General features: G+C 59.8%; 14 protein-coding genes. 5 read left to right on the plus strand and 9 right to left on the minus strand.

Features of this window, described 5'->3' with window-relative positions; genetic code table 11:
- Positions 1 to 53 precede the first annotated feature (53 nt).
- Together prfB and G502_RS22025 are read left to right on the plus strand one after the other, a co-directional pair.
- Positions 54 to 1,185, plus strand: a protein-coding gene (gene prfB / locus G502_RS19560) for a peptide chain release factor 2 (protein ID WP_155957829.1) whose coding sequence is annotated in 2 segments (ribosomal slippage) — positions 54 to 122 and positions 124 to 1,185 — 1,131 coding nt in all. Because the reading frame shifts where the segments join, the coding sequence is not laid out codon by codon here.
- 14 nt (positions 1,186 to 1,199) lie between these two features.
- Positions 1,200 to 1,463 (plus strand): DUF1289 domain-containing protein, encoded by a 264-nt coding sequence (locus G502_RS22025; RefSeq protein WP_081649752.1) that lies wholly within the window; start codon positions 1,200 to 1,202, stop codon positions 1,461 to 1,463.
- Between the two features lie 33 nt (positions 1,464 to 1,496).
- Here G502_RS22025 and metH read toward each other — a convergent pair whose 3' ends face one another.
- From metH to G502_RS0109840, 5 genes are read right to left on the minus strand one after another with little or no spacing between them, the layout of a single operon-like run.
- Positions 1,497 to 4,163, minus strand: a complete 2,667-nt coding sequence (metH, locus tag G502_RS0109820; RefSeq protein WP_026989307.1) for a methionine synthase — start codon at positions 4,161 to 4,163, stop codon at positions 1,497 to 1,499.
- 14 nt (positions 4,164 to 4,177) lie between these two features.
- On the minus strand, positions 4,178 to 5,248 hold the full coding sequence (locus G502_RS22825) for a homocysteine S-methyltransferase family protein (RefSeq protein ID WP_026989308.1): 1,071 nt from the start codon (positions 5,246 to 5,248) through the stop codon (positions 4,178 to 4,180).
- Between the two features lie 31 nt (positions 5,249 to 5,279).
- Complete coding sequence (locus tag G502_RS0109830; RefSeq protein WP_162140968.1) at positions 5,280 to 6,143, minus strand: homocysteine S-methyltransferase family protein; 864 nt, start codon at positions 6,141 to 6,143, stop codon at positions 5,280 to 5,282.
- 1 nt (position 6,144) lies between these two features.
- Positions 6,145 to 7,008, minus strand: coding sequence for a methylenetetrahydrofolate reductase [NAD(P)H] (gene metF, locus G502_RS0109835; RefSeq protein WP_022728503.1), 864 nt, complete (start codon positions 7,006 to 7,008; stop codon positions 6,145 to 6,147).
- Positions 7,005 to 7,997 (minus strand): ArsR/SmtB family transcription factor, encoded by a 993-nt coding sequence (locus G502_RS0109840; protein WP_022728504.1) that lies wholly within the window; start codon positions 7,995 to 7,997, stop codon positions 7,005 to 7,007. The genes metF and G502_RS0109840 overlap by 4 nt, the downstream gene beginning before the upstream one ends.
- 196 nt (positions 7,998 to 8,193) lie before the next feature.
- Here G502_RS0109840 and G502_RS0109845 point away from each other — a divergent pair, with 196 nt between their 5' ends.
- Positions 8,194 to 8,805: a flavin reductase family protein gene (locus G502_RS0109845; protein WP_022728505.1), complete on the plus strand. Its 612-nt coding sequence runs from the start codon at positions 8,194 to 8,196 to the stop codon at positions 8,803 to 8,805.
- Between the two features lie 22 nt (positions 8,806 to 8,827).
- On the plus strand, positions 8,828 to 9,844 hold the full coding sequence (locus G502_RS19565) for a bifunctional riboflavin kinase/FAD synthetase (protein WP_022728506.1): 1,017 nt from the start codon (positions 8,828 to 8,830) through the stop codon (positions 9,842 to 9,844).
- Between the two features lie 89 nt (positions 9,845 to 9,933).
- Here G502_RS19565 and G502_RS0109855 read toward each other — a convergent pair whose 3' ends face one another.
- A complete protein-coding gene (locus G502_RS0109855) occupies positions 9,934 to 10,569 on the minus strand; it encodes a peroxiredoxin (protein WP_022728507.1) in 636 nt (211 codons plus the stop codon).
- A 233-nt stretch (positions 10,570 to 10,802) separates the two neighbouring features.
- On the opposite strand from G502_RS0109855, the gene G502_RS19570 reads away from it, so the two are divergent.
- Positions 10,803 to 11,366, plus strand: a complete 564-nt coding sequence (locus G502_RS19570) for a 5-formyltetrahydrofolate cyclo-ligase (protein WP_022728508.1) — start codon at positions 10,803 to 10,805, stop codon at positions 11,364 to 11,366.
- On the opposite strand, the gene G502_RS19575 is transcribed toward G502_RS19570, so the two are convergent.
- Genes G502_RS19575 through G502_RS0109875 form a run of 3 tightly spaced genes read right to left on the minus strand, consistent with a single transcriptional unit; the run spans position 11,358 to position 14,406 of the window.
- A complete protein-coding gene (locus tag G502_RS19575) occupies positions 11,358 to 12,323 on the minus strand; it encodes an alpha-L-glutamate ligase-like protein (RefSeq protein ID WP_022728509.1) in 966 nt (321 codons plus the stop codon). The genes G502_RS19570 and G502_RS19575 overlap by 9 nt on opposite strands.
- Positions 12,320 to 13,870, minus strand: a complete 1,551-nt coding sequence (locus G502_RS0109870) for a UUP1 family membrane protein (RefSeq protein ID WP_022728510.1) — start codon at positions 13,868 to 13,870, stop codon at positions 12,320 to 12,322. The genes G502_RS19575 and G502_RS0109870 overlap by 4 nt, the downstream gene beginning before the upstream one ends.
- The gene (locus G502_RS0109875; protein WP_022728511.1) at positions 13,867 to 14,406 is read right to left on the minus strand and encodes an ATP-dependent zinc protease family protein; all 540 of its coding nucleotides are present in this window, start codon (positions 14,404 to 14,406) and stop codon (positions 13,867 to 13,869) included. The genes G502_RS0109870 and G502_RS0109875 overlap by 4 nt, the downstream gene beginning before the upstream one ends.
- Positions 14,407 to 14,493: the final 87 nt, after the last annotated feature.

Below are 14,493 nucleotides of genomic sequence, written 5' to 3' on the forward strand. Positions count from 1 at the left end.
AGGCTAGCCGATTCAAGCGAGTCACACGCAACAGATTTTGGGAGTACCCGCACATGCGCGCTGAAACGCAAGCAGTGGTCGACGAGATTCGTCAGTCGTTGACCCTGCTGAGGAGGCATCTTTGACTGGGATAACGCACTCAAACGCCTGGAGGAGCTGAACGCCCTGGCCGAGGATCCCCAGCTATGGGCAGATCCCGACTCTGCCCAGAAGCTGATGCGCGAGCGCAGTAATCTGGAGGACAAGATCACGGCCTATCGCAACCTTGAGCAAAGGTTGGAGGATGCCTTGACCCTCTACGAACTGGGCGAGTCCGAAGAGGACGAGGACAGCTTGCAGGAAGCGCATGATCAGTTGGATCAGATCAAGGCCGAGGTGGCGAAGAAGGAAGTCGAAAGCCTTCTGTCCGGCGAAGCCGATGCCAACGACTGCTATCTGGAGGTGAACGCCGGTGCCGGCGGAACCGAGGCCCAGGATTGGGCACAGATTCTGGTGCGCATGTACACCCGCTGGGCCGAAGCCAAGGGCTACAAGGTCGAGTGGGTCGAGGAAAGCGAAGGCGAAGAAGCCGGGCTCAAGTCCGCAACCATGGTCATCCGTGGTCACAATGCCTTTGGCTGGCTGAAGACCGAAACGGGTGTGCACCGCCTGGTGCGCATCTCACCCTTCGACAGCCAGGCGCGCAGGCATACCTCTTTCGCCTCTGTCTGGGTCTATCCCGTGATCGATGACAGCATCGAAATCGAGGTCCTTGACAAGGACCTGCGGGTGGATACCTACCGTGCGTCCGGTGCCGGCGGCCAGCACGTCAACAAGACGGACTCTGCCGTGCGCATGACGCACATTCCCACGGGCATCGTGGTGCAGTGTCAGAACGACCGCTCGCAGCACAAGAACAGGGCCACGGCCATGAGCATGCTGCGTGCCCGGCTGTACGAACACGAGCTCCGCAAGCGCGAGGAAGCCGCCGAAGCAGAGTCAGCGGTGAAGACAGAGATTGGCTGGGGTCACCAGATCCGATCCTATGTCCTGCAGCCCTACCAGATGATCAAGGATCTGCGCACCGGCGTCGAGAAGGGCAATGCCCAAGGCGTACTGGATGGTGACCTGGATGATTTCCTGGAAGCTTCCCTGGCCTATCGCCTGGACCGTGGGTCCCAGCGCGGTGACCAGGACACAGCCTGAAGGACCCTCCATTGATGTCAGCAGAAGATAGAGCAGCCGGCCCGTTGTCCGGTGAAAGCCGGGCACAGCGACGCCAGCGGCGAGAGGAAAGACGCGGTGGGGTGCTCGACACGAGCGTTCCCTCGCCCTGCATTGCCATCTGCCAGATGGACAGCTCGAACCGGCAGTGCATCGGCTGTCATCGGACGATAGACGAGATTCGTGACTGGCCCATCCTGACGGCGGACGAAAAACGCGCCGTTCTCGCAGCCATTGAAGAACGCAAGAACGGCGCATAAGGTTTTCCGAGGGAGTCGGAAGGAAGGGGCGGTTCAGGCCGCCTCTTTTTTCTTCCGCTGAAGTGGATCATAGGCCAGGTTCGGTGCCAGCCAGCGCTCGGCGTCCTCAAGGGACATGCCCTTGCGCCTGGCGTAGTCCCTGACCTGATCCTCCTCGATCTTCGATACACCGAAATAGGCCGCTTCGGGATGCGAGAAGTAGTATCCGCTGACCGAGGAGGCCGGTGTCATGGCGCAGCCTTCGGTCAGTTCGATCCCGGTCCGCTCGGTGGCCTGCAGAAGATTGAAGAGCTCCGGCTTCTCGGTGTGGTCCGGACAGGCCGGATAGCCGGGCGCCGGACGAATGCCGCGATACTTCTCGGCAATCAGATCCTCGTTCTTCAGGTCCTCGTCCCGGACAAAGCCCCAGAACTCCTTCCGCACGCGCTGATGCATGCGCTCTGCAAAGGCTTCCGCGAAACGATCGCCAAGCGCCTGAACCAGAATGGCGTTGTAGTCGTCATTCTTCTTCTTCAGCTCGGTGGAAATCTGCTCCACTTCCTTGCCGGCCGTAACCGCAAAGCCACCGATGTAGTCCTCCACACCGCTCTCCTTGGGCGCAATGTAGTCGGCCAGGGCCAGGTGAGGCCTGTTCTTGCCGCTGCGGTCCATTTGCTGGCGCAGGGTATGGATGTAGGACAGGACCTCGTCGCGGTTCTCTTCGGTGTAGAGCTCGATGTCATCGCCCACCGAGTTGGCCGCCCAGAAACCGATGACAGCACGCGGACTGAACCACTTCTCATCAATGATCCGCTTCAGCATTTCCTGGGCATCCTTGAAGAGGTTGCGGGCCGTTTCGCCCACCTTCTCGTCCTCCAGGATGGCTGGATAGCGGCCGGAGAGCTCCCAGGTGGCGAAGAAAGGCGTCCAGTCGATGTACTGGCTCAACTCCTCCAGGTCATAGTTCTCGAAGGTCATGAGCCCAAGCTGGCCCGGACGTGGCGGCGTATAGTTCTGCCAGTCGAGCTGCAGCTTGTTGGCGCGAGCGTCCTCGATGGCCACCTGCTTGCGCCCGGCACCCTTCTTCTCGTGCTTTTCGGCGACCTGCTTGTACTCCTCCTCGATCTCGGCGACATAGTCGTCCTTCAAGGTCTTGGACATCAGCTTGCTGGCCACGCCAACGGCGCGTGAGGCATCGAGAACGTGAACCACAGGCCCGTTATAATGCGGGTTGATCTTGACCGCGGTGTGAACCCGGCTGGTGGTGGCCCCACCGATCAGAAGCGGTACATCGAAGTCCTGACGCTCCATCTCGGCCGCGATATAGCTCATTTCCTCCAGGCTCGGCGTGATCAGGCCGGACAGCCCGATTATGTCAACATTCTCCTGCTTGGCCGTCTCCAGGATCTTCGCGCTGGGAACCATCACGCCCAGGTCGATCACCTCGTAGTTGTTGCACTGCAGGACCACACCGACGATGTTTTTGCCGATGTCATGCACGTCGCCCTTCACGGTGGCCATCAGGATCTTGCCCTTGGCCTCCTGCTGGCCTCCCTTCTCTGCCTCGATATAGGGCAGCAGATAGGCCACGGCCTTCTTCATGACGCGGGCACTCTTGACCACCTGCGGCAGGAACATCTTGCCCTCACCGAACAGGTCACCGACGACGTTCATGCCGTCCATCAGCGGCCCCTCGATCACCTCGAGTGGTTTGTCGAACTGCTGGCGGGCTTCTTCGGTATCTTCCTCGACCCAGTCGGCGATGCCGTGTACCAGGGCATGGGTCAGGCGATCGCCCACCGAGCTCTCGCGCCAGGACAGGTCGGCCTCCTTCTTCTGACTGCCACCTTTCTTGAACTTCTCGCTGATCTCCAGAAGACGTTCCGTGGCATCCTCGCGGCGGTTCAGGATCACGTCCTCGACGGCTTCGCGCAGTTCCTCGGGAATGTCCTCGTAGACCGTGATCTGCGCCGGGTTGACGATGCCCATGTCCATGCCGGCCCTGATGGCGTGATACAGGAAAGCCGAGTGCATGGCCTCACGCACCGCGTCGTTGCCACGGAACGAGAAGGAGACGTTGGAGACACCGCCCGAAATGTGTGCATGCGGCAGGTTCTCGCGAATGCGGCGCGTGGCATTGATGAAGTCGACCGCATAGTTGTCGTGCTCCTCGATGCCGGTACCGATCGCGAAGATGTTGGGGTCGAAGATGATGTCTTCGGGCGGATAGCCGATCTGTTCGGTCAGGATCTTGTAGGAACGTTCGCAGATCTCGAACTTGCGGTCCTCGGTATCTGCCTGCCCCTTGCTGTCGAAAGCCATGACCACCACGGCGGCACCGTAGCGCTTCAGCTTCCGGGCCTGCTCGAGGAACTGTTCCTCACCCTCCTTGAGACTGATGGAATTCACCACCGGCTTGCCCTGGACGCATTTCAGGCCAGCCTCGATAACCGACCACTTGGAGGAGTCGATCATGATCGGAATACGGCTGATGTCGGGCTCGGAGGCGATCAGGTTCAGGAACTTCACCATGCAGGCCTCGGCATCCAGCATGGCATCGTCCATGTTGACGTCCAGGATCTGGGCTCCATTTTCCACCTGCTCACGGGCCACATCCAGGGCCGTGTCGAAATCGCCTTCGGAAATCAGGCGCTTGAATTTGGCAGAGCCGGCAACGTTGGTGCGCTCGCCGATGTTTACGAAACGGGCTGTTTCAGTCATCGCTTACAGCCTCCTTATCTTGGAAGGGTAAAGGGTTCGAGGCCGGAAAGCCGCATCAACGGCTCGAATTCCGGAAACTCGCGGGGCTTCTTGCCCTCAACGGCCTTGGCAATGGCCTCGATGTGTTCGTAGCGGGTGCCGCAGCAGCCGCCGACGATATTCAGCAACCCGTTATCGGCCCAGGACGAGATATGCTCGGCCATCTCTTCCGGGGTCATCTCGTACTCGCCGAACTGGTTCGGCAGGCCGGCATTGGGGTGCGAACTGATCCGCGTATCGGCCACTCGAGACAGCTCGGCAATGTGCGCACGCAGCTCACCCGGTCCAAGCGCACAGTTCAGGCCGACACTGAAAGGACGGACATGGCGCACCGAGTGCCAGAAGGCCTCAGGCGTCTGGCCGGAGAGCGTACGCCCCGACATGTCCGTGATGGTGCCGGAAATCATGATCGGAACATCCTCGCCCAGATCCTCCAGCAGCTCGTCAACGGCATAGAGGGCCGCACGCGCATTCAGCGTATCGAAGATCGTCTCCACCATAATCAGGTCGACATCGCCTTCGACCAGGGCCTTGGCGGATTCGTAATAGGCCTCACGCAACTCGTCATAAGTGACGTTGCGTGCGCCCGGATCGTTCACGTCTGGTGAAATCGAGGCTGTGCGCGAGGTTGGTCCCAGAACACCAGCCACGAAACGTGGCTTCTCCGGTGTCTTTTTGGTCATCTCGTCGGCAGCCTCACGCGCCAAGCGGGCACTTTCCGCGTTCATCTCATAGGCCAGATCCGACATGTCGTACTCAATCTGACTTATGGGATTCGCATTGAAAGTATTGGTCTCGATGATATCCGCACCTGCCTCCAGATAACCCAGGTAGATCTCCTTGATCAGCTCGGGCCGGGTCAGGCTGAGGATATCGTTGTTGCCCTTCAGATCCTTGGAATGGTTTGCAAAGCGGGTGCCGATAAAGTCCGCATCCTCGAGCTTCTGGTCCTGGATTGTGGTGCCCATGGCCCCATCCAGAACAAGGATCCGTTCATGTGAAATTTTCTTCAGAGCGGCCACTCGGGCCGCACGTCCGGTAGTCATCTAAACTCAGCTCCTTTCGGGAGTTACTCAGTCAATGCAATTCGGCCAGGATGGGATCCGGCCGTATCAGGCTTGACGGGGGTTCGCTTTCCTCAATGGCGCCCAGACGGGCGCGCAGGTCAGCATTCAAGGGGCGTAGGTTGTCTTCCGCTTCCAGGCGCAGCAGGCGGTCCAACTCTTCCGTATCCTCGGGAGTATCTCCGCCGCCCAGCAGATTGATGCCTTCTTCCCGTATGGCTCGCTGCAGCCAGCGGCCTCGGGAGGGCGCGCCTGGGCGATAGACAATAACGCCATCAGCCTGCGCGCGAGCGTGATCGGAAAAGCCTGTCCCGTCAACGCCGCCCTGCAGGAATATGGGTGCCCTGGCGCCGACAGCCTGCCGCGCCCTGGCCGCACCATTCAGGAAAATTGGCCCGCGTCCGATGCCCGGCGTGATATCCAGGGCGATGCCATCGACACCCCCGGACAACAAACCTTCGACCTGCAGGGCCACGGCCTGTTCGATTTCCTTCGGCGTCGTATCCCAGCCCTGGTCGCGAACCAACCCAAGAACAAAACGACGGCGACCACGGCCGGGCACGGCATCGACGGACTCGCATGCCAGCTGTGCTGCCGCATGGTTCAGGTAGAAAGCATGATCGGCCAAGCCGGCCGCCTCCAGCGAAAGCGGTGAAGCCGCCAAGGTATGGGTGCGCAGTACATCCGCCCCGGCACGCAGATAGGCCTCGTGCAGGTCACGCACCATTCCGGCACGTGTCAGGTTCAGGATTTCCAGGCAGCTTTCCGCGCCCCAGAGATCCCGTTCCACATCCAGGTCCTGCTGACGCAACCGGCGGCTCAAGGAGCCATCGGTCAGCAGCACCCGTCTGTCTAGGGCGTCATGTAGACAGCGCATTTCAGGCGGCCTCCTCCTCCAGGCGCGGCTGGATGCCCAGTTGCCGGCAAACCGCATGGGTCAGCGGTGCACGGTTCAGGGTGTAGAAGTGGAAGCGATCCACCCCTTCAGCCTGCAGGGCACTGCAGAGCTCGGCCGCGATGATGGCGCCGACCTGGCCGCGGGTTTCCGGATCGTCATCCAATCCCTCGAAACGCGGCCCCAGCCAGTCCGGCACGATGGCGCCGCACATATTCGCGAAGCGCACCATCTTGTGATAATCGTGGACAGGCAGGACGCCTGGAACCAACGGAACCTTGATCCCAGCCTTTTCCGCCTTGTCGCGGAACCTCAGGAAGGCTTCGACATCGAAGAAGAACTGACTGACCGCGCGTGTTGCACCGGCATCGATCTTCCTTTTCAGGTGCTCGATATCGGCCTCCTGTGAAGGCGAATCCGGGTGAACCTCGGGATAGCAGCCCACCGAAATGTCCTTGGCGCCACGCTTGGCGAGGACTTCGACGAGGTCGGCCGTATTTTCATAGCCCTCGGGGTGCGGCTTGTAGGGCTGCCCCGGCTCAGGCATGTCACCACGCAGCGCGACAAAGCGCTTGATGCCATAGCCCGTCCAGGTGTCTATGAGCTCGTCTATCTCGGCCTTCGACTGCCCCACGCAGGTCAGGTGGGCAGCGGTCTCGAAGTCCTTGCGCTTGCCCAGCTCTTTGAGAATGCGATTGTTCACATCCCGGCTGCTGCCGCCAGCCCCGTAAGTCATGGAGACAAACTCGGGTTCAAGCGGAGCCAACTGGTCCAGCGCTTCATAGAGTGAAGCCTCGGACTTTTCGGTACGAGGCGGGAAGATCTCGAAGGAAACTTTAAGAGTCATGAACTGACGGCCTCCTGACCGTTCGTTATTGAATCGTTTGCCTGCTTGGCAGGGACATCATTGGCCGGGCGGCGGCCCAGCCAGACGGAAACTGTTATCTCGCCGCCACGCAGGCGGATGGGCGATTCGACGACCAGGCCATTTTCCGCAAACAGCCCTTCGATGGTCATGTCGCCGAAGCCAAGCCAGCGATGCGCATGCTCCTCGCGCAATTCGTGGCGATTGTGCGGCGTAAAGTCGACAACGACCAGACGCCCTCCAGGGCGCAGAACTCGGGCGGTTTCGGCCACGGCACCCGCCGGCTGGCCGGCATAGTGAAGTGCCATGTGCAGCGTCACCGCATCGAAACGCCCGTCCTCGAAAGGCAGCTGCAACATGTCGGCCTGACGGACCTGACAATTGCGCAGGCCGCTACGGAACAATTCCGCACGGGCCACGGTCAACATGTCCCGCGACAGGTCGACCCCGATAGCATTCTTCACATGCGGCCCCAAAAGCTTCAGGACATGGCCAGTTCCCGTCGCGATATCGAGAAGCTCGCCCACGGGCTCTTTCTCGAAGACGCTCTTTAGGACGGCATCCACCTCAGCCGGATCGGCATGCAAGGCCCGCAACCGCGACCAATTGGTCGCATTGCGGCGGAAGTAAGCGGCCGCCTTGGTCGCCCAGCTTTCCTGAACCGACTGAAGGCGCAGGAGGTCCCGGCCATGCTGCGGATCGCTTTCGGGCAGCAGATCGGCAACCAGACGCGCAAGCGCCCCGTTCCCATGGCCTTCCGCAAGACGGTAATAGGCCCAGCTGCCTTCCTGATGGCGCTGTAGAAGCCGCGCCTCGACCAGCAGCTTGAGATGACGCGAGACCCGCGGCTGGCTTTGCCCCAGGATCTCAACCAGATCACTGACGGTCAGCTCAGCCTGCGCACAAAGCGCCAGTATGCGCAGCCTTGTTGGCTCCGCCACCGCTCTCAGACCTTGCAGCAGCTCGTCCATCTCAAACGAAACTCCCTTTCGAAGATGGACATAAAGATATCTTTATATGCTTATCAATGCAACCCCTGTCCTGGAAATGATACCCGAAGCCCCCTGCCCTGAACGGCCAAAGCCCCCGCGAACGGCTGAAATCCCTGTACAAAGTTTGCGCTTGCGGTTGCCATTGCGGCTGGCATCGTCAATATCAGCCCCGGTCATGAAAAATTCAGGGTTACCAAGGAACGGAGAGCGAACCATCACAACCAGGGACGAACACCACTCGGAGAAAAGCGCATGGAAGGATGAGGCACAGGGCAATGTCCTGGAGCACGCCGCTGCCGGAACGAATGTTTCTGGCCTGCGGGCTGCATTGGGCAGCTATGCCACAGGTGTCTGCATCGTCACCACGACCACAGAGGAAGGGGCGCCCATCGGGCTGACCGTCAATTCCTTCAACTCCGTTTCCCTGGAACCGCCCCTGGTCCTTTTCAGCCTTGCCCTGCGCGCGATGAGTCTGCCCGTCTTTCAACAGGCCGAACATTTTGCCATCAATCTGTTGAGCCGGGAGCAGGCCGCACTGTCACAGCGCTTTGCCAAACCATTGGCCGATCGCTGGGCCGGCGTCACCTACCGGACAGGTCGCGACAGTGGTTGTCCGCTGCTGCCGGGCAGCCTTGCGGTGTTCGAATGTACACGCCATGCCGTCCACGAGGGAGGAGATCACATCATCATCGTAGGTGAAGTCCGACGTCTGCATTGGGCCGGAAATGCCGAACCCCTGATCTATCTGCATGGCCAATACGGCCATTTCCAGCCCGACTCGGACTGATAGTGGAAGGCTTGGCCATCCCATGCTGATCGTACGCCACTACAAATCAGCTCCGGAGCAGGCACGCGGCGCCGTGGTCGTGATCGGCAACTTCGACGGCATTCATCGCGGACATCAGGCCCTGATCGCCAAGGGCCGGCGCCTGGCCGAAGAATTCGGTGCACCGCTGGCGGTTCTGACCTTCGAGCCGCATCCGCGCAGCTACTTCCAGCCTGACCAGCCTCCCTTCCTGCTGACACCCTTCCGCGTGAAGGCACAGCTGATTTCCGCGCTAGGCGTGGATATCCTGGTGGTTCAGCGCTTCAACAAGGCCTTCGCATCCCTGACCGCCGAAGAGTTTGTTGCCGATGTCCTGGCGGGCGGCCTGCAGGCGCGTCATGTGCTCGTTGGTGAGAATTTCCGCTTTGGCAAAGGCCGCGGGGGCGACCTGGCTCTTCTGGAACGCGAAGGCCGGACTCACGGCTTTGGAGTGACTGGCATGACCCTGGCCGGCGCGCCTGGAAAGACGGGACAGGACAAGCCACAGGAAGTCTTCTCCTCAAGCCTGGTGCGCGAATACCTGCGTGAAGGCAGCCCAACACGTGCCGCCCTGTTGCTGGGCCGCTACTGGGAGATTGAGGGACGTGTTCAGCCAGGCGCACGCCGCGGGCGCACGCTTGGCTTTCCAACGGCCAATATCGCATTGAAGAAGGAGATGTTGCGCCCGGCCTACGGTGTCTATGCCGTGCGCGCCACTCTGGAAGGCCAGGAAACGCCGCACTGGCGACCGGGAGTGGCCAACCTGGGGCTCAGCCCCATGTTCAACTACCAGGAGCCGCTACTGGAAGTCTTCCTGTTCGACTTCGAGGGTGACCTCTATGGCCGCAACATGCGCGTGGCGCTCATCGACTACCTGCGCGGCGAGATGACCTTCGACAGCCTGGATGCCCTCAAGGAACAGATGGCCGAGGACAGCCGCCGCGCCCGCGCCACACTTGCCTGGGAAGACTGGGACGCCCACTGGCCCGCCAGCCCCTTCCTGACGCCCTCCCAGCAATAACCGGGTCCGGTAAGGGCCTGTCACACAAGAAAAACGGGGCCGCCTAAGACAGGTGACCCCGCATTTTCCTGGAAAAAATCCGGCAAACCTCAGGCGTTTGGCTGCTTGGTGACGCGCAGATATGGCTTCTGCTCGTCCCAGCCCTGCGGGAAGAGCTTTTCAGCCTCTTCATTGCTGAGCGCCGGAACGATGATCACGTCCTCGCCATGCTTCCAGTTGACCGGCGTGGCGACCTTGTAGCCATCGGTCAGCTGCAGTGAATCGATCGTGCGCAGAATCTCGTCGAAGTTCCGCCCGGTCGAGGCCGGATAGGTCAGCGTCAGGCGGATCTTCTTGTTGGGGTCGATGATGAAGACCGAACGCACCGTCAGAGTGTCGTTGGCGTTCGGATGAATCATGTCATAGAGATCTGACACCTTGCGGTCCGCATCGGCCAGCAGCGGGAAGTTCAGGGCTTGTCCCTGGGTTTCCTGGATGTCACCGGCCCAGGCCTTGTGGTCGTCCAGCGGATCGACGCTGAGACCAATCACCTTGACGTTGCGTTTGGCGAACTCCGGAACGAGCTTGGCAGTATAACCCAGTTCGGTTGTGCAGACCGGCGTGAAATCCTTGGGGTGAGAGAAGAGCACCACCCAGCTGTCACCAGCCCACTCATGGAACGAGATAGGACCTTCGGTGGAGTCCTGTGTGAAATCGGGCGCTGTATCGCCGAGACGAAGGGTCATGGCTTTCCTCCTGGCCTGTATCAGGCCGTTGTGAATTGCGGATGTTTGACAAATGGCATGTTCGCATCTTTCCTGCAAGAGATGACTGGACAATTATTATTTTAACAGTACTTTAATGTATTATTTTGTCGCTTGCCCTGCCGTCCCTGGCGTTCGCGGGCATGTGGTCCATGTTTGCAGCCCTCACCCTTTGGCAATCAAAACAGGAACGTCGGAACGAAAGGATCCCTTCCATGGAGGACAAGGAACTCAAGGCCTGGCGCAAGGGTAAACGCCGTGAACTTTTGGAGGCACGCAGTGCCCTGGACCGTGAGACACGGCGGCAATACGGGGCGCGGATCCATCGTCAGCTGAAGGACCTCCTGGGCGATGTCTCTGGCCATTGTGTGGGTGCATACTGGCCTTTCCGCGGTGAATTCAATGTTCACCCCCTGCTGGAAGAGCTCCAGGCCAGCGGCACAAGCCTGGCCCTTCCTGTAGTGGTAGAGAAAGCCGAACCATTGGAATTCTGGAGCTGGCAGCCAGGCGCTCCTCTTGGACGCGGGGTCTGGGACATTCCCATTCCGGCCGAGCGCAATCCGGTTTCGCCGGATATCCTGCTGGTACCCCTGGTAGGCCACGACGACGAAGGGTATAGGCTGGGATACGGAGGGGGCTACTACGACAGGACGCTGGCTCAGTACAAGCGCAAGCCGCTCGCGATCGGGATCGGGTACAGTCTTGGTCAGCTGGACACCATCCATCCCCAGGATTTCGACATTCCAATGAGCCGGATCGTCACCGAGAGCTCAGGCTGATCCGCCCTCCGCAGCCGCTTCGGGTTGCAACTGACGCGCCATGTCCAGGCGATCTTCCAGGCTGCATGCCTCCGGATCCATTGCATCGATCCGTGCAAAGGGAAGTTCCAGCCCTGTTCGATTGGCGATCTGGATTGCCAGTCCTGGCCGTGCATTGAGTTCGAGAATCAGAGGTCCCCGCTTGCGGTCCAGGACCACGTCGACTCCCAAGTATCCGAACCCGGTCAGGTCTGCACAGCGCGCCGAGAGACGCAGTATATTCTGCCAGCCGGGAACCTGGAGCCCCTCCAATGCATGACCCGTATCAGGATGCAGGGTGATGGGATTGTCAAAGAGCATACCCCCACAGGTCATGCCGGTGGTCAGGTCGATTCCGACCCCCACACCCCCCTTGTGGAGGTTTGCCTTGCCGTCGGAAGCCCGGGTCGGCAGCCGCAACATCCCCATGGCGGGGACTCCGCGATAGACAATGACGCGCAGGTCCGGCACACCTTGATAGGTCACCTGGTCGAAAACGGAATCGAAATCCACCCGATACTCCACCATGGCCTCATCCGGTTGGCCGGCCAAGCTGTACATTCCGCTAAGGATGTTCACCAGGTGATAATGCAGATCCTCATCAGTGATCATGGTGCCATCGGCCTTGCGCCAGCCGTGGTGCATCCGGGAATCGATCACCATTATGCCATTGCCCTGGGAACCCTGGGCCGGCTTGATGACAAACCGCTCGCGGCCTTCAAGCAACTGCTCGAACCGCTTCACCTGCCAGTGTGCCGCCACCAGCGCATAGAGTTCGGGAACCGCCAAACCGGCCTCTTCCGCCAGCCTCTTGGTCTTTACCTTGTCGTCGACCAGCGGATAACGCCGCCGGTCGTTCAGCAGCATCTGATAGGAAGCATTGCGGGCATTGATGCCCAGCAAGCCAGCCTTCTTCATGCGGCGAGCCAGCCCGATCATGACGACTTCCGCTTCATCAGGCTTCGAAAACGGTAAAGCTCGATCAGCCGATAGCCTGTGTAACGCCCGAACAGCAGCATCAGGGCAAGAATCACCAGCAGAAGTTCAGGGAATGTGAACAGCAGATGTTCAACCTCCCAGATGTTCATGACGAAGTAGGCGATGACAGCGGCCAGACCGCTTCCCAAGCCCTCCTTGATGCTTTCGAAGGGCCCGTACTCCTCCCAGACAATGGACATGCGCTCGATGGTCATCGCCAGGATGACAATGGGGAAGAGGGCAATGGACAGCCCCATGCCCAACCGCACGGTTTCCAGTGCCGTACTGGCCACCGCCATGATCAGGATCACCACGGTCAGCACCGCTGACAGCCTGGGCACGAACAGCAGTTTCAGGCGTTCGAAGTAAAACCGGAAGAACAGGCCGACGGCCACCAGACCGGAGAACATGAGCAGTCCTGTAACCAGCTGGGTTTCCCGGAAGGCCAGAGCGATCAGCACCGGCATGAAGGTGCCGAATGTCTTGAGTCCCACCACCTGGCGCAGGATGACGATCACCAGAGCCCCAAGTGGAACCAGCATTAGCAGGCGATAAACGGCCTGGGTGTCCACAGGCAACTGGTAGAAGGTCAGTTTTCCAACGAAGCTGTCTTCCAGTTCCGTGTTCAGGTTGGCAAGCGAAATGCGCGGACGTGACTGCTCTGCAAAGGAGAGAGTCAGGTTGCTGAGCTCGGCACCACTCAACTGCATCTGGGGCGTCACGCCCCGCCAAAGAGGCAAAAGGTTTTCAGGTAGAGGCGTGTCGGGTCCTTCCAGTGAATACTCGCGCCATTCACCATCCATCAGGATCTCGACCCAGTGATAGAGTTCCGCTTCACGATCGATATCCCCCAGCTCCACACCGTGCACGGCGCGTGCGGGGATGTTGTACATGCGCAGTGCCCTCTGGGCGACCTCGGACTTGCGCAACAGCGAGGGGCCATTGTTGCCAAGCAGAAGCACTTCGTAATCCTGGGGATCCTCTGCATTCAAGCGACTGATTAGCTGCGCGAGAAAGGTTTCCGTATCGGCCGAGCCTTGTTCCAGGCTGTCCACGAACTGTTCCAGGGCGACGCGCTCGGTCGCATCAATTTCCTCCCGCCCAATCTCCAGAACAGCGTTCAGATCTTCCGGATTTTCGCTGCTCATCGCTGTGGAGAAGCGGTAGATATCGGCCTGATAGATCAAGGTTGCGGGACCTGAGCGGTCGCGCACCGACCACACCGCAAGTTCATTCCCCAGATTGTCCGTGGTCCGTGTCAGTCCGAAACCGCTGGACAGATAGGTCTCGTCGGTGATCCCAAAACGCCCCTGGGTTTGCGGCACATAGGTCGAGAAGATGGCTGGCTCACCATCTAGCTCGAGGTCGGCCCGGATCTCGAAACGCCAGGATTCGGCACGCTGTGAAGGCAGGATCGGGAAGTCGAGGACCTGGGACTTCCAGGCAAAGATCCCCAGCCCTGTAATGACCAGAAGGAAGACCAGGAAATAGAGATGCAGGCGTCTCACTCGGGCACCGCAAGGTCACAGTCAGGGGTGCTTGTATTCTTCTCGCTGCCATTCACGAGGATACCCGGCTGCATGAAGTTACGCCCGATCAGGGCCGAATACGTCAGCTCGGAGCGATCGTTCAGATTGACTTCCACAGTTTTCTGCAGGTTCCCCAGACAAACGTCCATCATGATGACCGGACGCGAGTTCTCCTCTCCGACAATCTTCACTGTGTGCAGAACCTCTCGTTCGTACTCGGCGTTCTTGCCGTCGTCGCCCTCCGTGGTGAAGCGCACCCACTCTTCATCATCCTTTTCGAAAGTCTCGATATCCGTGGCGTGCAAAGAAGTCGTTTCAGCTCCGGTATCCAGCCGCGCCTGCATTTGAATATTGCCCTCCACCAGGACAATCGGCTCCACATAGCCGAACAGGCGGACCTTGTACCAGTCCTCCTTCTCTTCGTCGTCCGCCAATCCGGGACTCACTCCGAGAAGCGTCGCACTCAGAATAAAAAAGCCCAGAAGGGCACTCTTGCGCCAGTCTATTGAGATCATGCGTCCTGTTATCCTGTCCCGCTTATCCTGCCATTGGCTCACTAGAAGCCGCTCCTATCCTGCTGAATTACAGGGCACGACCGTTCT

The sequence above is a fragment of the Fodinicurvata sediminis DSM 21159 genome, from assembly GCF_000420625.1.
Classification (GTDB): Bacteria; Pseudomonadota; Alphaproteobacteria; order Kiloniellales; family DSM-21159; genus Fodinicurvata; species Fodinicurvata sediminis.

What these genes read in the sequence shown, in the direction of transcription:
- G502_RS22025 (WP_081649752.1), top strand. Translation starts at nt 1,200, where the DNA reads ATGTCAGCAGAAGATAGAGCAGCCGGCCCGTTGTCCGGTGAAAGCCGG.
- metH (WP_026989307.1), bottom strand. Translation starts at nt 4,163, where the DNA reads ATGACTGAAACAGCCCGTTTCGTAAACATCGGCGAGCGCACCAACGTT.
- G502_RS22825 (WP_026989308.1), bottom strand. Translation starts at nt 5,248, where the DNA reads ATGACTACCGGACGTGCGGCCCGAGTGGCCGCTCTGAAGAAAATTTCA.
- G502_RS0109830 (WP_162140968.1), bottom strand. Translation starts at nt 6,143, where the DNA reads ATGCGCTGTCTACATGACGCCCTAGACAGACGGGTGCTGCTGACCGAT.
- metF (WP_022728503.1), bottom strand. Translation starts at nt 7,008, where the DNA reads ATGACTCTTAAAGTTTCCTTCGAGATCTTCCCGCCTCGTACCGAAAAG.
- G502_RS0109840 (WP_022728504.1), bottom strand. Translation starts at nt 7,997, where the DNA reads ATGGACGAGCTGCTGCAAGGTCTGAGAGCGGTGGCGGAGCCAACAAGG.
- G502_RS0109845 (WP_022728505.1), top strand. Translation starts at nt 8,194, where the DNA reads ATGAAAAATTCAGGGTTACCAAGGAACGGAGAGCGAACCATCACAACC.
- G502_RS19565 (WP_022728506.1), top strand. Translation starts at nt 8,828, where the DNA reads ATGCTGATCGTACGCCACTACAAATCAGCTCCGGAGCAGGCACGCGGC.
- G502_RS0109855 (WP_022728507.1), bottom strand. Translation starts at nt 10,569, where the DNA reads ATGACCCTTCGTCTCGGCGATACAGCGCCCGATTTCACACAGGACTCC.
- G502_RS19570 (WP_022728508.1), top strand. Translation starts at nt 10,803, where the DNA reads ATGGAGGACAAGGAACTCAAGGCCTGGCGCAAGGGTAAACGCCGTGAA.
- G502_RS19575 (WP_022728509.1), bottom strand. Translation starts at nt 12,323, where the DNA reads ATGATCGGGCTGGCTCGCCGCATGAAGAAGGCTGGCTTGCTGGGCATC.
- G502_RS0109875 (WP_022728511.1), bottom strand. Translation starts at nt 14,406, where the DNA reads ATGATCTCAATAGACTGGCGCAAGAGTGCCCTTCTGGGCTTTTTTATT.